Below are 18801 nucleotides of genomic sequence, written 5' to 3'. Positions count from 1 at the left end.
ATCCGACGAAGTGCACATTGATGGTCTGCTCAGCAATGTTTCAGCACTGCGCCAGGGAACTGAATTGAACATGTAGGGAGCGCCATGTCCGACCACGATATTTTGAGCGACGCCGAGCGCGAAGCACTGAGTGCCGTCATGCTAGAACCTGACCTGCCGCAGCAACGGGTGCTGATCGTCGACGACGATAAAGACGCCCGCAAGCTGCTGTCAGAGATTTTGGCGATGGACAGCATTCACTGTGTAATGGCGTCCAGTGGCGAAGCGGCGCTCAAGATCCTGCTGGCCAAGGCCGAGATCAAAAAGCCCTCGATCGGTTTAATGATCACCGACCTGCGAATGGGCCACGTTGATGGTTTGGACCTGATCCGTCAGATACGCGAATCGGAAAGGGCGGCATTGCCGATCATCATTGTCTCGGGTGACGCCGACGTGAAGGATGCGATCGCCGCGATGCATTTGAGCGTGGTGGATTTTCTGCTCAAGCCGGTTGATGTCGGGCATTTGCTTGAGTTGGTCAAGCGTGAGCTGGGGATGAAGCCTTAGCTCAAACCTGCCGCCCTTGCACATTTCCTGTAGGAGCCGGCTTGCCGGCGATGGACACAAGTGCGCCGCGTTTATCCAGTTCATACGCGTTATCGTTAACGACCATCGCTGGCAAGCCAGCTCCTACAGGTATTGCGTTATCTGTTTTTTCCGGGATTGCGTGAAGAACCAAAAAAAAGCCCTGATCTTTCAATCAGGGCTTTTTCATGTCCGGCGCAGACGCTCAGTTACAGGCCATTGGCAGCCTTGAACTCGCGACGACGACGGTGCAGGACCGGCTCGGTGTAGCCGTTCGGCTGTTTGGTGCCTTCGACCACCAGTTCGACGGCTGCCTGGAAGGCAATGTTGCTGTCGAAGTTCGGGGCCAGCGGACGGTACAACGCGTCGCCGGCGTTCTGGCGGTCAACCACTGTCGCCATGCGCTTGAGGCTTTCCATGACCTGGTCTTCGGTGACGATGCCGTGGCGCAGCCAGTTGGCGATGTGCTGGCTGGAAATACGCAGCGTTGCACGGTCCTCCATCAGGCCGACGTCGTTGATGTCCGGCACTTTCGAACAGCCGACGCCCTGGTCGATCCAGCGCACCACATAACCGAGAATGCCCTGGCTGTTGTTGTCCAGTTCGTTCTTGATCTGCTCGGCGGTCCACTGCGGGTTTACCGCCAGCGGGATGGTCAGGATGTCGTCTACCGAGGCATGCGCACGTTTGGCCAGCTCGGCCTGACGGGCGAACACGTCAACCTTGTGGTAATGCAGCGCGTGCAACACAGCAGCAGTCGGCGACGGTACCCAGGCGGTGTTGGCACCGGCCAGCGGGTGAGCGATTTTCTGTTCGAGCATCGCCGCCATCAGATCCGGCATGGCCCACATGCCTTTACCGATCTGCGCGCGACCTTGCAGGCCGGTGCTCAGACCGATATCGACGTTGGAGTTCTCGTAGGCGCCGATCCATTTCTCCGCCTTCATGTCTGCCTTGCGCACCATCGGGCCGGCTTCCATGGAGGTGTGGATTTCATCACCCGTGCGGTCGAGGAAGCCGGTGTTGATGAACACCACGCGCTCGCTCGCCGCCTTGATGCAGGCCTTGAGGTTGATCGTGGTGCGACGCTCCTCGTCCATGATCCCGACTTTGAGGGTGTTGCGTGGCAGGTCCAGCACGTCTTCGATGCGGCCGAACAGTTCATTGGTGAACGCGGCTTCTTCAGGGCCGTGCATCTTCGGCTTCACGATGTAGATCGAGCCGGTGCGGGTGTTTTTGCGCGAGGTGTTGCCTTTGAGGTTGTGGATCGCCGACAGGCAGGTCACCAGACCATCGAGAATGCCTTCCGGCACTTCATTGCCTTGACTGTCGAGGATCGCGTCGATGGTCATCAGGTGACCGACATTACGCACGAACAGCAACGAACGACCGTGCAGGCTCAGTTCGCTGCCATCGACAGCGGTATAGGTGCGGTCGGCGTTCATGGTGCGGGTAAAGGTCTGACCGCCCTTGGCGACGTTTTCCGACAGATCGCCCTTCATCAGGCCAAGCCAGTTGCGGTAGATCACCACTTTGTCATCGGCATCGACAGCGGCAACAGAGTCTTCGCAGTCCATGATGGTGGTCAGCGCGGCTTCCATCAGGATGTCTTTGACGCCGGCTGCGTCGGTCTGGCCGACCGGGGTGCTGGCGTCGACCTGGATTTCGAAATGCAGGCCGTTGTTTTTCAGCAGGATCGCGGTCGGTGCAGCGGCATCGCCCTGAAAACCGATCAGTTGCGCGTCGTTGCGCAGGCCGGTGTTGCTGCCGCCTTTAAGGGCGACGACCAGTTTGCCGTCGATGATCTTGTAGCCGGTGGAGTCGACGTGAGAGCCGGCCGCCAAAGGCGCTGACTCGTCGAGGAAGGCACGGGCGAAGGCGATGACCTTGTCACCACGCACCTTGTTGTAGCCTTTGCCTTTTTCCGCGCCATCGGCTTCGCTGATGGCGTCGGTGCCGTAGAGCGCATCGTACAGCGAGCCCCAGCGGGCGTTCGAGGCATTGAGCGCGAAGCGGGCGTTCATGACCGGCACCACGAGCTGCGGGCCGGCCATGCGGGCGATTTCTTCATCGACGTTTTGCGTCGCTACCTGGAAATCGGCCGCTTCTGGCAGCAGATAACCAATGTCTTGCAGGAAGGCTTTATAGGCCTTCGCGTCGTGCGGCTGGGCTGACCCAAGAGCTTGGCGCGCTTGGTGCCAGCCATCGATACGAGCCTGGAAATCATCGCGTTTGGCGAGTAGGGCTTTGTTCTTCGGTGCCAGGTCATGGATGACCTTGTCGGCACCGGCCCAGAACTTATCGGCGGTGAGGCCGGTACCGGGAATGGCTTCGTTGTTCACGAAGTCGAACAGGACTTTGGCGACCTGCAGGCCACCGACTTGAACGTGTTCAGTCATTGCTTGCCTCACTCTGCTCAGCTATTTCGCTTTTCAGCTCTTCAAATTAACAATGAAGCCTTTGGCCATTTAAACCACAAACCCCTCTACCAGTACATGCCCATTACGGACGGCTGGGTTGGGACCGATCAACGGCTTGGGGCCTTGCTGACAGGGCTTTCAGGGTTGCGGACGTGCCTGCGGCAGACATCGATTCAACGTTATGTAGTGCACGCTGCGGCATACTACATGATGAATTGCGGTTGTGAAAATCAGACTAATTACGTCGTTCTGCGACCCCATGACGCATTGCGGTCACGGCGCGGATCGGGATGTTCTCAAAAAACCAGTAGATTGTTCCAGTTAAATATCAAAAGTTGTACACATTGTCTTCGGTGCTCTGCTATGGAGCGGCGCTTTCTGTGGCGAGGGAGCTTGCTCCCGCCCGACTGCGCAGCAGTCGTAAAAGGTATTGGGCTCGCTTCGCAAGCCAGCGGGAGCAAGCTCCCTCGCCACAGAAAGTACTGCCGCGCTGAATGGTTACCCTTGCCTATACTTGGTTCTCTATAACAAAAGTCATGACCAGAGGGCCGCGCCATGGACCACCTCGTACTCACCGTATTCGCACCGGACAAGCCAGGGCAAGTCGAGCGCATTGCCCAATGCATCGCCGAACACGGCGGTAACTGGCTGGAAAGCCGCATGTCGCGCATGGCGGGACAATTCGCCGGGATTCTTCGAGTGGGTGTGCCGGCCGAGGCCTACGACGAACTGGTCGATGCCCTGCAGGGCTTGTCCGTCCAGGGCATTCGCGTGTTGATCGCCGAAAGCAGTATCGAACAATTCTGCACCTGGAAGCCGATCGCCATGGAACTGGTGGGCAATGACCGTCCGGGGATCGTACGTGACATCACACGCTTGTTGAGCGAGCAGGGGGTGAACCTGGAGCGGCTGGTCACTGAAGTGCGCCCGGCACCAATGAGCAGCGAGCCGTTGTTCCATGCCGAAGCGATTCTTGCCGTCCCGCTAACGTTGTCGCTGGACGTACTGCAATCGCGCCTGGAAACCCTGGCGGACGACCTGATGGTCGAGCTGGTGCTGCGCAGTGAACCCTGATCGGGTTATCCAGATTAATCGTGCACCCGCCTGTGGATAACCTGTAGAGACACCCCGCCAGGCCACACCGGCCGGGGTTCTTCAGGACTTGATCAAAAAACCAGCAGTTTCAGCCACTTGCGCACAATCGGCGGGGATCACGCTGTGGATAACCTTGGGAAGGAATGATGCAGGCCACGGAAGACGTGGCCTGTAGGGTTCTGTGTGTTTTTTGATCAGCTGCGGCGGCGCAAACTTATCCACGCATCGACGCTGTAAACCGCCAGACCGGCCCAGATGAACATGAACGCTACCAGGGTGCTGGAAGACAGGTGCTCACCAAACAGCAGGACCGCTTGCAGCAGCACCAGTGTCGGTGCCAGATACTGGAGAAAGCCCAGTGTCGTATAGGGCAAATGCCGGGCAGCCGCGTTGAAGCAGACCAGCGGCACCAGCGTGATCGGGCCGGCGGCCACCAGCCACCAGGCCTGGGAGGTGGTCCAGAATTCGACCTGGGCGCTGCTGGCCGTCGGATTGAGCAGCAACCAGCCGAGGGCAATCGGCACCAGCATCCAGGTTTCCACCACCAGCCCCGGCAGCGCCTTGACCGGTGCCTGCTTGCGAATCAGGCCATAGAAACCGAAGGTCAGTGCCAGCGCCAGCGACACCCACGGCAGGCTGCCCACTTGCCAGACCTGTTGCGCCACACCCACGGCCGCCAGACCCACGGCAATCCACTGCATGCGTCGCAGCCGCTCACCAAGAATCAGCATGCCCAGCAACACGTTCACCAACGGGTTGATGTAGTAACCGAGGCTGGCCTCCAGCATGCGGCCGTTGTTCACCGACCAGACGTAGGTCAGCCAGTTGGCCGCAATCAGAGCACCGCTCAGGGCCAGGGTCGCCATCCTTCGCGGGTTCTCCCGCAGTTCGCGCCACCAGCCGGGATGCTTCCAGACCATCAGCAACAAGGCGCCGAACAGCGCCGACCACAGTACCCGGTGGATGATGATTTCCACGGCGGGCACGCTGGCGATGGCTTTGAAATAGAGGGGGAAAAGTCCCCAGATGATGTAGGCACTCAGGCCCAGAATGTACCCGCGACGCGGGTTGGCGGCTTGCATGCAGAATCCTTGCTTAGGCAGCTAACAAAGAGAAGGATTGTAAGGAGATTTGTCTACGAATGTCCTGACTGAATAGGTAGGACATTTGTGAACACGGATAACTGTAGGAGCGAGCTTGCTCGCGATGGACGTCAACGATAACGCGTGCGTCTGGATGAACGCGTTGCCCTTGAGTTTTTCGTCGGAACGCCGCCCGGAGCAAGCTCGCTCCTACAGGGGATTTGTGTGGGTCAGAAGAGTTTCAGTGGCTCTTCGTTGAGCGCCGCCAGTTGTTCACGCAACGCCAGCACCTGATCACCCCAATAACGCTCGGTACCGAACCACGGAAAACTGCGGGGGAAGGCCGGATCGTCCCAGCGGCGGGCGAGCCAGGCGCTGTAATGCATCAGGCGCAGGGCGCGCAACGGTTCGATCAAGGCCAACTCACGCGGATCGAAGTCGTGGAATTCGTTGTAGCCGTCCATCAGTTCCGACAACTGGCTCAGGCAATCCTGGCGATCACCGGCGAGCATCATCCAGATGTCTTGCACCGCCGGGCCCATGCGGCAGTCGTCGAGGTCGACGATATGGAACATTTCGTCGCGGCACATCATGTTGCCGGGGTGACAGTCACCGTGCATGCGAATGTTCTGGTGCGGTGTGTTGCTGTAGGCATCTTCCACACGCTTGAGCAGGTCGCGGGCCACCGACTCGTAGGCCGGCAGCAGGCTGCGGGGGATGAAATTACCGTCGAGCAGCGTGGCCAGCGAGTCATGGCCGAAGTTTTTCACCGCCAGTGCTTCACGGTGCTCGAATGGCCGGGTCGAGCCGACCGCATGCAGGCGCCCGAGCAACTGGCCCAGGCGATACAGCTGATCGAGGTTGCCCGGCTCCGGCGCGCGGCCGCCACGGCGGGGGAACAGAGTGAAACGGAAACCGTTGTGTTCGTGCAGGGTTTGACCGTTGTGGATCAACGGTGCCACGACCGGCACCTCGCAGTCGGCGAGTTCGGCGGTGAACTGGTGCTCTTCCAGAATCGCTTCGTTGCTCCAGCGTTGCGGCCGGTAGAACTTGGCGATCAGTGGCTCGGCGTCTTCGATACCGACTTGATAGACGCGGTTCTCGTAGCTGTTGAGGGCCAGGATGCGCGCGTCGCTGAGAAAGCCGATGCTTTCGACGGCGTCGAGTACGAGGTCTGGTGTGAGGGTTTCAAACGGGTGGGCCATGCTGACTCCTGCGCGCAGCAGGCTGCTGCGTCCGGCCAGGCATGGTAGCGCAGACGGCGGGGCTTTAGGGGGTGGGCTTGAGATGTGCGTTGTTTGCGCTGACGCCATCGCGAGCGAGCTCGCTCCCACAGGTCTGGCGTTGGATTTGAAATCGCGCCAATCCTGTGGGAGCGAGCTTGCTCGCGATGAGGGCCTGTCAGGCGCCGACGATCCCGCCATCTTCCCGCGAAATCGCCATCACCGATGAGCGCGGCTTGCCATTGGGCAGATGTTCGGGGAAGGTCGAACCGCCGTTTTCACCCGGGTGCTGGATCCCGACAAACAGGGTTTTCTGATCGGGCGAGAAGCTGATCCCGGTCACCTCGCAGCCTACCGGCCCGACCATGAAACGGCGAATCTCGCCGGTCGCCGGATCAGCGCAGAGCATCTGGTTATTACCCATGCCGGCAAAGTCACCGGCGTTGCTCGAATCGCCGTCGGTGAGAATCCACAAGCGTCCGGCCTTGTCAAAACCCAGTCCGTCCGGGCTGTTGAACATGTTCTGCGGCGTGATGTTCGACGATCCGCCTTTGGGTGTGCCGGCGTGAACCCCCGGATTACCGGCGACGACGAACAGGTCCCAGGCAAAGGTTTTCGAACCGTGATCGTCACGCTCGGTACGCCAGCGCAGGATCTGCCCGTAGACGTTCTTCTCGCGCGGGTTCGGTCCGCCCACCGGTTGCCCGTCTTCGCCGCGCTTGGCGTTGTTGGTCAGCGTGCAGTAAACCTGGCCATCCTTGGGGCTGACCACGATCCATTCCGGACGATCCATGCGCGTGGCTTTCACCACCGTGGCGGCGAGACGGGCGTGGATCAGTACTTCGGCCTGATCGGCAAAACCGCTGCTGGCGTCGATGCCGTTTTTGCCATGGGTCAGTTCGATCCATTCACCCTGGCCTTTCGGGTGATCGACGTTGCCGTCGCCCGCATCGAAACGCGCCACGTACAGGGTGCCGTGGTCGAGAATGTCGCGGTTGGCCTTGGGTTTTTTGTGGTCGATCCTGTCGCGGCTGACGAATTTGTAGATGAACTCACCGCGTTCATCGTCGCCCATGTACACCACGGCATGACCGTCGGCGGTTTCGGCCAGGGCGGCGTTTTCGTGTTTGAAGCGCCCCAGGGCCGTGCGTTTGACTGGTGTCGACTGCGGATCGAACGGATCGATCTCCACCACCCAGCCGTGACGGTTGAGTTCGTTGGGGTTCTTGGCCAGGTCGAAGCGCTCGTCGTGCGGGTGCCAGTTGATCTCTTTGCTGGTGGCCACCACGCCGTAGCGTTTTTGCGCGGGGTCGAATTTCTGCTCGGCGTTGCTGCTGCCGAAGCAGTCGGTGAAGTTCTCTTCACAGGTCAGATAGGTACCCCACGGTGTCTTGCCGTTGGCGCAGTTCTGGAACGTGCCCAGAACGTTCTTGCCGTGGGGATCGGCGCCGGTTTTCAGCAGAGCATGTCCGGCGGCCGGGCCGCTCAGGGTGATGGGGGCGTTGCCGTGAATGCGGCGGTTGTAGCGCGAGCCCTGGACGAATTGCCATTGACCGTTCTTGCGTTGCACTTCGATCACCGACACACCTTCGCAGGCCAGCGCCTTGCGCACTTCTTGTGCCGATTGCGGCATGCCGCCGTGGGCGTAGAGGTAGCGGTAGTTGGTGTATTCGTTGTTGATCGCCATCAGCGCCCGGTCTTTTTCACCGGGAAACTCGAACAGACTCATGCCGTCGTTGTTGTCGCCGAACTGGGCTTCCTGATGTTCGGCGCTGCCGTTGCCGCTCGGGTCGAACGCCGGTCCGTCCTTGTGCAAAGGCTGACCCCAGCTGATCAGCACCGAGGACTTGTAGCCCGGTGGCAGGGTGATGGAGTCAGTGGTGGCGGCGGCAATGCTGTCGAAGCCCAGCAACTGGCTGTTACCGGCGCTGACGCTGGCAGCCATCACGCTGCGGCTCAGCAGGTTGCCGCCCAGGAACATCGCTGCGCCGCACAGGGCACCTGCGCTGATGAAGCCGCGACGGCTGAGGCCGACCATTTTTTCGAGGTCGGTGGACTGGTTTTCTTCTAATAGGCTCATTTCAGGCTCCCTGCGGATTTTGCAAACACCTTAATGGTGAGTAATGAACCTTTTGTTGCAGTTTTGCTTATAGCGGTGTGCCCAGCAGAACCCTGGACGGCGAAAACTCCACGCGCACCGGTTTGCCGCCGGTCAACCCCGATGCTTGCAGATGACTCGGTTCGGCCAGGGCGCACAGGATCAGTCCATTGGGCAGGGTAATACGCACTTCGCTGGGGCCATCGTCGGCCTCGAGGATTTTTTCGATGATGCCACTGAGGCAATTATTTCCAGGCGTTTCAATGGAGTCGATTGCCAGCACATCGAGCCAGCCGGCCTTGATCAATGCCACGACGTCGGTGCCGACTTGCAGTTCCAGGCGCTCGGTGCTGTCGTGGGTGATTTGTGCGGCGACGATCACGCCTTCGGCGACCTCGAGGCGAATCAGGTCGTTGCGCCCCTGAGGTTCAATCGCCATCACTTTGCCGTGCAACTGATTGCGTGCGCTGGTGCGCAGCATCAGGCGCCCGAGCAGGTCGAGATCGCTCGCGTCTTCAGCGGCTTCCAACACTTGGGCCTGCAAGGCTTGCAGCTTCCGGTACAGGCGCAACACCCGCTCGCCTTCGCTGGACAGGCGCGCACCGCCACCGCCCTTGCCACCGACAATCCGCTCCACCAGCGGCTTTTGCGCCAGGTTGTTCAGTTCATCGATTGCATCCCAGGCGGCCTTGTAGCTCATGCCCGCGCTTTTTGCCGCACGGGTGATCGATCCCTGTTCGGCGATGTGCTGCAACAGGGCGATGCGCTGCGGGCGGCGGACGATGTGCTGGGACAACAAGGTAGGCAAGGACATGACAAGTCGCTTTGGGCTGTGACGATGGGGAGGACGTTGGTCGCTTGGGCCGTGCGAGTCAAGTCAGGGTGTTTCACCGGGTTTTGGCGTGCGGGCCAGGCAATAGACGTCGACCCTCGCCGCACCGGCGTCCATTAGCAGGCGAGCCAGGGCCTGGGCCGTGGCACCTGTGGTCAGGACGTCGTCGACCAGGGCCAGATGCCGGCCTTTGACGACGGCGCCGGGCGCCAGGGCGAAAGCATTGCGCAGGTTCTTGCGGCGCGCTTCGGCATTCAACGCCTGTTGGGCGTCGGTATCCTGGGTTCGCAGCAGCAACCGTTCGTCGCAAGGAATATCAAGACTGGCACTCAACCAGTGAGCCAGCATCGCCGCCTGGTTGAACCCGCGCTTACGCAGGCGTCGGTTGGCCAGCGGCACCGGGATCAGCGAATCGGGTTGTTCCAGGTCATCTTCGAAGCGATGTTGCAGGTATTGAACGAGAAGTTCGGCGAGCAGGCGGCCAAACGGCCACTTCGCGTTGTGTTTGAAGCGAGTGATCAGGCTGTCTACCGGAAAGCTGTAGGTCCAGGGGACAATCACTTGCTCGAAGGCCGGTGGTTGCTTCAAGCAATGGCCGCAGGTCAGGCCCGCGGCCGGGAGCGGCAGGGCGCAGGTCTGGCAGTGATCGCCGAGCCAGGGCAACTCGGTTTCGCAGGCCGTACAGACAGGGGCGATGCCGTCCGCCGTTTCATCGCACAACAGACATGTTTGATTGTTTTTTGACCAGATGTAAACCAGTCCTTTGTATCGCGGTTGACAGCGCATCGCTCTTCCTTAAATATGCCGAAACATCTGTGAAGCGGCTGTGACATTCCATTACCCAGCCGCCTGCCAAAGCATAATTCAAAGGAAACGCCCATGAGCGCCAGCACCACTGCAACCCTGCGTCATGACTGGACTTTGGCCGAAGTCAAAGCACTCTTCGTTCAGCCATTCAACGACCTGTTGTTCCAGGCGCAGACGGTGCACCGTGCGCATTTCGATGCCAACCGTGTCCAGGTGTCGACCCTGTTGTCGATCAAAACCGGCGCCTGCCCGGAAGATTGCAAATATTGTCCGCAGTCCGGTCACTACAACACCGGTCTGGAAAAAGAAAAGCTGATGGAAGTGCAGAAGGTCCTCGAAGAGGCCGCGCGTGCCAAGGCTATCGGTTCGACCCGGTTCTGCATGGGCGCGGCGTGGAAGCACCCGTCGGCCAAGGACATGCCTTATGTATTGAAGATGGTCGAAGGCGTGAAAGCTCTGGGCCTGGAAACCTGCATGACCCTCGGTCGCCTGGATCAGGAGCAGACCGAAGCGCTGGCCAATGCCGGCCTCGACTACTACAACCATAACCTCGATACCTCGCCGGAGTTCTACGGCAGCATCATCACCACCCGCACCTACAGCGAGCGCCTGCAAACCCTGGCGTATGTGCGTGATTCGGGGATGAAGATCTGCTCCGGCGGCATTCTCGGCATGGGCGAGTCGCTGGACGACCGCGCCAACCTGCTGATCCAGCTGGCCAACCTGCCGGAGCACCCGGAGTCGGTGCCGATCAACATGCTGGTGAAAGTCGCCGGCACGCCACTGGAAAATGCCGACGACGTCGACCCGTTCGACTTCATCCGCATGCTCGCCGTCGCGCGCATCCTGATGCCGCAATCCCACGTGCGCCTGTCCGCCGGCCGCGAAGCCATGAACGAACAGATGCAGGCCCTGGCGTTCTTCGCCGGTGCCAACTCGATTTTCTACGGCGAAAAACTGCTGACCACCGCCAACCCGCAGGCCGACAAGGACATGCAACTGTTCTCGCGTCTGGGCATCCTGCCGGAAGCCCGCGAAGAGCACGCCGATGAAGTGCACCAGGCGGCGATCGAGCAGGCGTTGGTGGAGCAGAAAAGCAGCGAGCAGTTCTATAACGCCGCGGTTTGATTGCGTCACGGCTCCCTCTGGTTGAAATGCAAAACACTTGTAGGAGCTGGCTTGCCAGCGATAGCGGTCTGTCAGCTGATGGTTAGTCGAATTTGACGCCCTCATCGCTGGCAAGCCAGCTCCTACAGGTTCGGTGTCTACCTTGATTGTTTGTCCGAGGCCTGCATGTCTTTTGATCTCGCCGCACGCCTTGCTGCCCGTCGTGCCGAAAACCTCTACCGCCAGCGTCCGCTGCTCGAAAGTCCGCAGGGGCCGCAAGTGGTGGTCGATGGCCAGCCGTTGCTGGCGTTCTGTAGCAACGACTACCTGGGCCTGGCCAATCATCCGCAAGTGATCGAAGCCTGGCGCGCCGGCGCTTCGAAGTGGGGTGTGGGCGGAGGGGCGTCACATCTGGTCATCGGCCATAGCGCCCCGCACCATACCCTGGAAGAAGCATTGGCCGACCTGACCGGTCGCCCGCGCGCGTTGCTGTTCACCACCGGTTACATGGCCAACCTCGGTGCGGTCACGGCGCTGGTGGGGCAGGGCGATACGGTGCTCGAAGACCGGCTCAATCATGCGTCGCTGCTCGACGCAGGATTGTTGTCCGGTGCGCGGTTCAATCGTTATCTGCACAACGACGCGGTGAGCCTGGCCAAGCGTCTGGAAAAAGCCACTGGTAATACGCTGGTGGTCACCGACGGCGTGTTCAGCATGGACGGCGATATCGCCGACTTGCCAGCGCTGGCCCGAGAAGCCAAGGCCAAAGGCGCCTGGTTGATGGTCGACGATGCCCATGGTTTTGGGCCGCTGGGTGCCAATGGTGGTGGCATCGTCGAGCATTTCGGTCTGAGCATGGAAGACGTGCCGGTGCTGGTCGGCACGCTCGGCAAAGCCTTTGGTACGGCGGGAGCCTTTGTGGCTGGCAGCGAAGAGTTGATCGAAAGTCTGATCCAGTTCGCCCGCCCCTACATCTACACCACCAGCCAGCCACCGGCGCTGGCCTGCGCCACGTTGAAAAGCCTGGAACTGCTGCGCAGCGAACACTGGCGCCGCGAGCATTTGCAGACGCTGATTCGCCAGTTCCGCCACGGTGCCGAACAGATTGGCCTGGAACTCATGGATAGTTCCACGCCGATCCAGCCGATCATGATCGGCGACGCCGGGCGCGCGGTGCGCCTTTCGCAAATGCTGCGCGAACGCGGGTTGATGGTGACCGCCATTCGTCCGCCGACCGTACCCGCCGGCAGCGCCCGACTGCGGGTCACGCTGACGGCGGCCCACAGCGAGGCCCAAGTACAGCTATTGTTAAACGCACTGGCCGATTGTTTTCAACAGCTGCAGCCGGAGCCAAGCCATGCGTGATCGTCTGATTCTGCTACCTGGCTGGGGCCTTGGCGTTTCACCGCTGGAGCCTTTGGCGGCGGCCTTGCGCGGTCTGGATGAGCACCTGCGCGTCGAGATCGAGCCGTTGCCGGAGCTGGAGTCGAGCGATCTTGAAGAGTGGCTCGATGAGCTTGACTCAACCTTGCCGCAAGACGCCTGGCTGGGCGGTTGGTCATTGGGCGGCATGCTCGCCTGCGAGTTGGCGGCCCGGCGTGGCGATCGTTGTTGTGGCGTGTTCACCCTGGCCAGCAACGCTTCTTTTGTCGCTCATGAACAATGGTCAAGCGCCATGCCCGGGGAAACCTTCGATGCGTTTCTGGCGGGATGTGCAGCCGATCCACGCGCGACATTGAAACGCTTTTCACTGCTCTGCGCCCAAGGCGCCGAAGACCCGCGCGGATTGTCACGATTGTTGCTCGGTGGCGCACCGAACACCGCCGCGCCAGTGCTGCTCAGTGGCCTGCAAGTGCTCGCGCAATTGGATACACGGCAGGCATTGCAATCGTTCCGCGGTCCGCAACTGCATCTGTTCGCCGGCCTCGACGGGTTGGTGCCGGTGGAAGCGGCGGGCGAGATGTTGGCATTGCTGCCGGATGTCGAAATCGGTCTGATTGAACAGGCCGGTCACGGGTTTCTTCTGGAGGATCCCCACGGTGTGGCGGGGGCGATCCAGGCCTTTTTGCATGAGTCCGGTGATGACTGATTTATCCTTTCCCAAACTGCCCGGCGGCTTGCCTGACAAGCGCCAGGTCGCAGCATCATTCTCCCGCGCGGCGGCAAGCTACGACAGCGTGGCCGAGTTGCAGCGTGATGTCGGCAGTCAATTGCTCGGGCGCTTGCCGCAGGACTTCGTACCGCAACGTTGGCTGGATCTGGGCTGTGGCACCGGGCATTTCAGTCGTGCCTTGGGTGAGCAATTTCCAGGCAGCCACGGGGTGGCACTGGATATCGCCGAGGGCATGCTCAACCACGCCCGGCCGTTGGGCGGTGCCATGCACTTCGTGGCCGGCGATGCCGAGCGTTTGCCGCTGCAGGATTCGACCTGCGAGCTGATCTTCTCCAGCCTGGCGGTGCAGTGGTGCGCGGACTTCGAATCGGTGCTCGGTGAAGCTTTTCGGGTGCTGAAACCGGGCGGCATCTTCGCGTTTGCCAGTCTTTGTGCAGGGACGTTGTTTGAACTGCGCGACAGCTGGCGGCAGGTCGATGGCATGGTGCACGTCAACCGTTTCCGGGAGTTTGGTGTTTATCAGCAGTTGTGTGCGGCCAGTGGGTTACGTGTCGTCAGTCTGCAAAACCAGCCGCATGTGCTGCATTACCCGGATGTGCGCAGCCTGACCCATGAACTCAAGGCGCTGGGCGCGCACAACCTCAATCCCGGACGGCCGGGTGGCTTGACCGGCCGGGCGCGGATTTTGGGTCTGATTCAGGCTTATGAGCAGTTTCGTCAGGCCCAGGGACTGCCGGCGACTTATCAAGTGGTGTACGCCGTATTGGAGAAGCCCTTATGAGCGCAGCCTATTTCATCGCCGGCACGGATACCGATGTCGGTAAAACCACGGTCGCTGCCGGGCTGCTGCATGCGGCGCGTTCGGCGGGGTTGAGTACGGCGGCGGGCAAGCCGGTCGCCTCCGGTTGCGATGTGACGCCCAAAGGTCTGCGCAACGCCGATGCGCTGGCCTTGCTGGCGGAGTGTTCGCTGCCGCTGACGTATGCACAGGTCAATCCGGTGGCCTTCGAACCGGCCATCGCCCCGCACCTGGCGGCGCGAGAGGCGGGTGTGGCGCTGACGGTGCAGTCGTTGCTGGCGCCGATGCGGCAGATTCTGGGCATGCAGGCGGACTTCACCCTGATCGAAGGCGCCGGTGGCTGGCGCGTACCGTTGGCGGATCAGGACAATCTGTCGGACCTGGCCATCGCATTGAAGCTGCCGGTGATTCTGGTGGTCGGCGTGCGACTGGGATGCATCAGCCATGCTTTGCTGACCGCCGAAGCGATTGCCCGGGACGGTTTGCAACTGGCGGGATGGGTGGCCAACATCATCGACCCCAAGACCTCGCGGCTGGAAGAGAACCTGGCCACCCTTGCCGAGCGCCTCCCGGCACCGTGCCTGGGACGTGTGCCTAAACTCAAGGCCGTCACGGCCGAAGCAGTGGCCGAGCACTTGCAACTGGACCTGTTGGACTGACGTTTTTTGCAGTGCGGGTTTTGCCTATGATAAGGCACTGTGCCATTAGTGTTTTTGTCGAGTGTTTTGCTGGCCACTCTGCTTCAATGGCCGCTGTTCATCCTTTGAAAGGACGAGTTTTCCCATGGAAATCTCAGGAAACAGCGCTTTTTATGCCGGTCTGAGCACCCTTCAGGCCGGGCAGAACCGTGTCGATCAAGCCGCCGGGCAGATCGCCAACATGACGATCGAGCGATCGGTCACCAGCCAGTCCTCCGAGGCGCAGGTCGATCGTCTGCGATCGGTAGACCGCAGCCAGCAATCGGATCTGACCAGTAACATAGTCGAGATGTCCGAGGGCAAGTTCCAGGTGGAACTGGGCGTCAAAGTGGCCAAGGCAGCCGATGAAATGCTCGGTACGCTGATCGATACCTACGCCTGATCCTGGTTGAGCGACAAACCAATATCCTTTTAATGCGTACGCTCAATGGCTTGTGACTATTAAGCGTACGTGTCTGGCAAAAAATCAGAATCAGAACCCCAGGCGCCCCCATACTCTTGGATAGCGAGAGCCAATGAGAGGAGTCCCGCGACTACCCGAAATAACAACTCGTCCTGCCGGCTGAATCGTCACGTCGGTACAGTCACCGACACTGTTTCCGGCCCAGAAATCCTCTGTTTCTCCGTTTTCGCTAACCCGTTCGTAAAGCTCCATGGTCGTATTTGCCATGATGCCTCTGCCTACGGCCACGATTTTTTCATCCGGTTGTATCGTAATGGAATGGAAGGACAAATCATTCAATGAGCGAGAGATCAGTAGAGGTTTCCCGTCATTGAACTGCTCATCAAGTTTTTTGCCGTCGGCTTCGAGTCTGGCCAGCAGCCCGCTAGTGAAGCCGTCAGGGCCTTTTGCAGAGCCGGCGATGATGACTTTGTCGTCTTTCTGAACAGCAACCCGGCTGACAATATCGTCCAGAAAAAGCTCCTCAGTCGGCGACTTTTCCCCTTGCTCGCCGGGCACCACAACATCGGCATAACCTGCTTGGCCAAAGGTATTGTCCAGAATGCCCTCAACCGTGTAACGAGCGACGGTCCGTGTTCTCTGCTGTTCGCCATCAAATCTCCAACTGCCCGCGACGATAATGCTGCCATTACTTTGGATCTGGACGTCACAGGCATAGCTTTCGCGGTCATGGAACCTGATATCGATGAACCCACGGCCTTCGCCAAAAGTTTTGTCAGCCTCGCCATCAGCGAGCAGACAAAACAGCCTGCTCAAAGGGCGACCTGATCGAAGTGTGTAGCTCGCTGCCATGAGTATTTTTTGAGCCTTTTGCAGACAGCCATCGACTGACTTGTAACGAAAGTTTGGTGGATACGCATCTTCTGGCCCGGTAGTAATGACTCGGCGGCCAAATACCAGGTCAGGGCTGCCACTGGGGTTAAAGCGGGTGACGGCGGGCCTCAGTGCTCCGGCTTTTAGCGAGTCACCGATGACCAGAATTTTTCCATCTTCCTGCAGCAGTACACGCATCGGTGTGGATTGGTCGCCATCTTCGAAGTTCCAGGTTGTTTCCTCGAACGAGCCATCCTTTGCTCCGTCGACGAGGTAGCGCGAGAGCCGAAAACGGTCGCCGATCTGGGAGACAAGAATCAGCTTGCCGTCTTTGTCAGAGGTGATTGAGTTTGCGGTGCCTCTTTCGCTGAACTCGATGGTGCCATTGGTAGCGAAGGTCTGGTCGAGCTCGCCGGGTCTGCGGGGCTGATTGTCGCGAGGCTGCATTTCCATATTGACTCTCCTGCCGCACTCATTTTCCCCATGACCACCATGGCGTGAAGCGTGCTGGCTATAGTCAGTACATACGTTTTACAGAGTTTTCGAGCCTGTAAAAACTGACAGTTCGCCATTCTTTAGAAGCCAATCCATATGCTTTAAGGGCCAATGGTGAGTAGTTTTCGGAAGATCGAAAGCCCATGTATGACGAACGGCAAAAGATCGACGCTTGACAAGATTTAGGCGTAAACGTATGTTTCAAACAACTGTTTGATCGCAACAACGAATCAATGCGGTCGTCCATTCCCGGTTACATCAGCAGAGGTTTATCGCTATGCCTGACTACAAGGCCCCCTTGCGTGATATTCGCTTCGTTCGTGACGAACTGCTCGGCTACGAAGCGCACTATCAGAGCCTTCCGGCTTGTGCCGACGCAACTCCAGACATGGTTGACGCCATTCTTGAGGAGGGCGCCAAGTTTTGTGAACAGGTACTGGCTCCGCTGAACCGAGTGGGCGACATCGAGGGTTGCACCTGGAGCGAGTCCGGCGTCAAGACCCCGACTGGCTTCAAGGAAGCCTACAAGCAATTCGTCGAAGGTGGCTGGCCAAGCCTGGCCCACGACGTCGAGCACGGCGGCCAAGGCCTGCCGGAGTCCCTGGGTCTGGCCATCAGCGAAATGGTTGGCGAGTCCAACTGGTCGTGGGGCATGTACCCGGGCCTGTCGCACGGTGCGATGAACACCATCTCCGAGCACGGCACCCCTGAGCAGCAAGCGGCTTACCTGACCAAGCTGGTTTCCGGCGAGTGGACCGGCACCATGTGCCTGACCGAGCCGCACTGCGGCACCGACCTTGGCATGCTGCGCACCAAGGCCGAGCCTCAGGCCGACGGTTCCTACAAAGTCTCCGGCACCAAGATCTTCATCTCGGCCGGTGAACACGACATGGCCGACAACATCGTCCACATCGTGCTGGCCCGCCTGCCGGATGCTCCGGCTGGCACCAAAGGCATCTCCTTGTTCATCGTGCCAAAGTTCCTGCCGAACGCTGATGGTTCGGTCGGCGCGCGTAACGCCGTGTCCTGCGGTTCCCTGGAACACAAGATGGGCATTCACGGCAACGCCACCTGCGTGATGAACTTCGACGGCGCCACCGGTTTCCTGATCGGCCCGGCGAACAAAGGCCTGAACTGCATGTTCACCTTCATGAACACCGCACGTCTGGGTACCGCGCTGCAAGGTCTGGCCCACGCCGAAGTCGGTTTTCAGGGCGGCCTGAAATACGCTCGTGACCGTCTGCAAATGCGCTCGCTGACTGGCCCGAAAGCGCCGGACAAAGCCGCTGACCCGATCATCGTCCACCCTGACGTACGCCGCATGCTGTTGACCATGAAGGCATTCGCCGAAGGCAACCGTGCGATGGTTTACTTCACTGCCAAGCAGGTCGACATCGTCAAGTACGGCGTGGACGAGGAAGAGAAGAAGAAAGCCGACGCACTGTTGGCGTTCATGACCCCAATCGCCAAAGCCTTCATGACTGAAGTCGGTTTCGAATCCGCTAACCACGGCGTACAAATCTATGGCGGCCACGGTTTCATCGCCGAGTGGGGCATGGAGCAGAACGTTCGCGACAGCCGCATCTCGATGCTGTACGAAGGCACCACCGGTATCCAGGCACTCGACCTGCTGGGCCGTAAAGTGTTGATGACCCAGGGCGAGGCTCTGAAAGGCTTCACCAAGATCGTCCACAAGTTCTGCCAGACCAACGAAGGCAACGAAGCGATTCAAGAGTTCGTCGCTCCACTGGCGGCACTGAACAAGGAATGGGGCGAGCTGACCATGAAGGTCGGTATGGCTGCCATGAAAGACCGCGAAGAAGTCGGCGCGGCCTCCGTGGACTACCTGATGTACTCCGGTTACGCCTGCCTGGCCTACTTCTGGGCTGACATGGCGCGTCTGGCTGCCGAGAAATTGGCTGCCGGCACGTCCGAAGAGGCGTTCTACACCGCCAAACTGCAGACTGCGCGTTTCTACTTCCAGCGCATTCTGCCGCGTACCCGCACTCACGTCGCAACCATGCTGTCGGGCGCCAACAACCTGATGGACATGAAAGAAGAGAACTTCGACCTGGGCTACTAAGCCTTAACGAAGCACTTGAAAAAGCCGCTGCTCCTTCGGGAACAGTGGCTTTTTTGCTTTAGACGGTTGCCGATGGAACAAGCGTTTGTGAGGCCCTTGAAAAATGCCT

General features: G+C 59.8%; 17 protein-coding genes. 9 read left to right on the top strand and 8 right to left on the bottom strand.

What is annotated here, in order from left to right; all coding sequences use genetic code 11:
- Positions 1–84 precede the first annotated feature (84 nt).
- Entirely contained in the window at positions 85–546 is a 462-nt protein-coding gene (locus KGA81_RS22185) for a response regulator (protein ID WP_223548488.1), read from the top strand.
- A gap of 1 nt (position 547) precedes the next feature.
- Here KGA81_RS22185 and KGA81_RS22180 read toward each other — a convergent pair whose 3' ends face one another.
- Both KGA81_RS22180 and KGA81_RS22175 read right to left on the bottom strand, forming a co-directional pair.
- Positions 548–739: a hypothetical protein gene (locus KGA81_RS22180; RefSeq protein WP_223548486.1), complete on the bottom strand. Its 192-nt coding sequence runs from the start codon at positions 737–739 to the stop codon at positions 548–550.
- Between the two features lie 34 nt (positions 740–773).
- Positions 774–2963, bottom strand: a complete 2190-nt coding sequence (locus tag KGA81_RS22175; RefSeq protein ID WP_223548484.1) for a malate synthase G — start codon at positions 2961–2963, stop codon at positions 774–776.
- 576 nt (positions 2964–3539) lie between these two features.
- On the opposite strand from KGA81_RS22175, the gene KGA81_RS22170 reads away from it, so the two are divergent.
- A complete protein-coding gene (locus KGA81_RS22170) occupies positions 3540–4058 on the top strand; it encodes a glycine cleavage system protein R (protein WP_223548482.1) in 519 nt (172 codons plus the stop codon).
- A gap of 215 nt (positions 4059–4273) precedes the next feature.
- Here KGA81_RS22170 and rarD read toward each other — a convergent pair whose 3' ends face one another.
- From rarD to KGA81_RS22145, 5 genes are all read right to left on the bottom strand, one after another.
- Complete coding sequence (rarD, locus tag KGA81_RS22165) at positions 4274–5161, bottom strand: EamA family transporter RarD (protein ID WP_223548480.1); 888 nt, start codon at positions 5159–5161, stop codon at positions 4274–4276.
- Between the two features lie 230 nt (positions 5162–5391).
- The gene (locus KGA81_RS22160; RefSeq protein ID WP_223548478.1) at positions 5392–6366 is read right to left on the bottom strand and encodes a serine/threonine protein kinase; all 975 of its coding nucleotides are present in this window, start codon (positions 6364–6366) and stop codon (positions 5392–5394) included.
- A gap of 196 nt (positions 6367–6562) precedes the next feature.
- Positions 6563–8464 (bottom strand): PhoX family protein, encoded by a 1902-nt coding sequence (locus tag KGA81_RS22155; protein ID WP_223548475.1) that lies wholly within the window; start codon positions 8462–8464, stop codon positions 6563–6565.
- Between the two features lie 67 nt (positions 8465–8531).
- Positions 8532–9296: a TOBE domain-containing protein gene (locus KGA81_RS22150; RefSeq protein ID WP_223548473.1), complete on the bottom strand. Its 765-nt coding sequence runs from the start codon at positions 9294–9296 to the stop codon at positions 8532–8534.
- A 63-nt stretch (positions 9297–9359) separates the two neighbouring features.
- A complete protein-coding gene (locus KGA81_RS22145) occupies positions 9360–10100 on the bottom strand; it encodes a ComF family protein (RefSeq protein ID WP_223548471.1) in 741 nt (246 codons plus the stop codon).
- 93 nt (positions 10101–10193) lie between these two features.
- Here KGA81_RS22145 and bioB point away from each other — a divergent pair, with 93 nt between their 5' ends.
- The 6 genes from bioB to KGA81_RS22115 all read left to right on the top strand — a co-directional run bounded on the left by bioB (position 10194) and on the right by KGA81_RS22115 (position 15220).
- Complete coding sequence (gene bioB / locus KGA81_RS22140; protein WP_223548469.1) at positions 10194–11249, top strand: biotin synthase BioB; 1056 nt, start codon at positions 10194–10196, stop codon at positions 11247–11249.
- Between the two features lie 165 nt (positions 11250–11414).
- Positions 11415–12593 (top strand): 8-amino-7-oxononanoate synthase, encoded by a 1179-nt coding sequence (gene bioF, locus KGA81_RS22135; RefSeq protein WP_223548466.1) that lies wholly within the window; start codon positions 11415–11417, stop codon positions 12591–12593.
- Complete coding sequence (locus KGA81_RS22130; protein ID WP_223548464.1) at positions 12586–13317, top strand: alpha/beta fold hydrolase; 732 nt, start codon at positions 12586–12588, stop codon at positions 13315–13317. Before bioF ends, KGA81_RS22130 begins: the two co-directional genes overlap by 8 nt.
- Complete coding sequence (gene bioC, locus KGA81_RS22125; protein WP_223548462.1) at positions 13310–14122, top strand: malonyl-ACP O-methyltransferase BioC; 813 nt, start codon at positions 13310–13312, stop codon at positions 14120–14122. The genes KGA81_RS22130 and bioC overlap by 8 nt, the downstream gene beginning before the upstream one ends.
- Positions 14119–14799: a dethiobiotin synthase gene (bioD, locus tag KGA81_RS22120; RefSeq protein ID WP_223548460.1), complete on the top strand. Its 681-nt coding sequence runs from the start codon at positions 14119–14121 to the stop codon at positions 14797–14799. Before bioC ends, bioD begins: the two co-directional genes overlap by 4 nt.
- A 124-nt stretch (positions 14800–14923) precedes the next feature.
- Positions 14924–15220, top strand: a complete 297-nt coding sequence (locus tag KGA81_RS22115) for a pyrroloquinoline quinone biosynthesis protein PqqE (RefSeq protein WP_223548457.1) — start codon at positions 14924–14926, stop codon at positions 15218–15220.
- Between the two features lie 90 nt (positions 15221–15310).
- On the opposite strand, the gene KGA81_RS22110 is transcribed toward KGA81_RS22115, so the two are convergent.
- A complete protein-coding gene (locus KGA81_RS22110; RefSeq protein WP_223548455.1) occupies positions 15311–16567 on the bottom strand; it encodes a hypothetical protein in 1257 nt (418 codons plus the stop codon).
- Positions 16568–16886: 319 nt separating this feature from the next.
- Between KGA81_RS22110 and KGA81_RS22105 the strand changes: the two genes are divergently transcribed.
- Positions 16887–18692 (top strand): phenylacyl-CoA dehydrogenase, encoded by a 1806-nt coding sequence (locus tag KGA81_RS22105; RefSeq protein WP_223548454.1) that lies wholly within the window; start codon positions 16887–16889, stop codon positions 18690–18692.
- Positions 18693–18801 lie beyond the last annotated feature (109 nt).

The organism is Pseudomonas sp. A-B-19 (genome assembly GCF_019947515.1).
GTDB lineage: Bacteria > Pseudomonadota > Gammaproteobacteria > Pseudomonadales > Pseudomonadaceae > Aquipseudomonas.
This window is presented reverse-complemented; position numbering and strand designations above follow the sequence as displayed.

What these genes read in the sequence shown, in the direction of transcription:
- KGA81_RS22130 (WP_223548464.1), top strand. Translation starts at nt 12,586, where the DNA reads ATGCGTGATCGTCTGATTCTGCTACCTGGCTGGGGCCTTGGCGTTTCA.
- rarD (WP_223548480.1), bottom strand. Translation starts at nt 5,161, where the DNA reads ATGCAAGCCGCCAACCCGCGTCGCGGGTACATTCTGGGCCTGAGTGCC.
- KGA81_RS22160 (WP_223548478.1), bottom strand. Translation starts at nt 6,366, where the DNA reads ATGGCCCACCCGTTTGAAACCCTCACACCAGACCTCGTACTCGACGCC.
- KGA81_RS22155 (WP_223548475.1), bottom strand. Translation starts at nt 8,464, where the DNA reads ATGAGCCTATTAGAAGAAAACCAGTCCACCGACCTCGAAAAAATGGTC.
- bioF (WP_223548466.1), top strand. Translation starts at nt 11,415, where the DNA reads ATGTCTTTTGATCTCGCCGCACGCCTTGCTGCCCGTCGTGCCGAAAAC.
- bioD (WP_223548460.1), top strand. Translation starts at nt 14,119, where the DNA reads ATGAGCGCAGCCTATTTCATCGCCGGCACGGATACCGATGTCGGTAAA.
- KGA81_RS22150 (WP_223548473.1), bottom strand. Translation starts at nt 9,296, where the DNA reads ATGTCCTTGCCTACCTTGTTGTCCCAGCACATCGTCCGCCGCCCGCAG.
- KGA81_RS22170 (WP_223548482.1), top strand. Translation starts at nt 3,540, where the DNA reads ATGGACCACCTCGTACTCACCGTATTCGCACCGGACAAGCCAGGGCAA.
- KGA81_RS22145 (WP_223548471.1), bottom strand. Translation starts at nt 10,100, where the DNA reads ATGCGCTGTCAACCGCGATACAAAGGACTGGTTTACATCTGGTCAAAA.
- bioB (WP_223548469.1), top strand. Translation starts at nt 10,194, where the DNA reads ATGAGCGCCAGCACCACTGCAACCCTGCGTCATGACTGGACTTTGGCC.
- bioC (WP_223548462.1), top strand. Translation starts at nt 13,310, where the DNA reads ATGACTGATTTATCCTTTCCCAAACTGCCCGGCGGCTTGCCTGACAAG.
- KGA81_RS22115 (WP_223548457.1), top strand. Translation starts at nt 14,924, where the DNA reads ATGGAAATCTCAGGAAACAGCGCTTTTTATGCCGGTCTGAGCACCCTT.
- KGA81_RS22105 (WP_223548454.1), top strand. Translation starts at nt 16,887, where the DNA reads ATGCCTGACTACAAGGCCCCCTTGCGTGATATTCGCTTCGTTCGTGAC.
- KGA81_RS22110 (WP_223548455.1), bottom strand. Translation starts at nt 16,567, where the DNA reads ATGGAAATGCAGCCTCGCGACAATCAGCCCCGCAGACCCGGCGAGCTC.
- KGA81_RS22185 (WP_223548488.1), top strand. Translation starts at nt 85, where the DNA reads ATGTCCGACCACGATATTTTGAGCGACGCCGAGCGCGAAGCACTGAGT.
- KGA81_RS22175 (WP_223548484.1), bottom strand. Translation starts at nt 2,963, where the DNA reads ATGACTGAACACGTTCAAGTCGGTGGCCTGCAGGTCGCCAAAGTCCTG.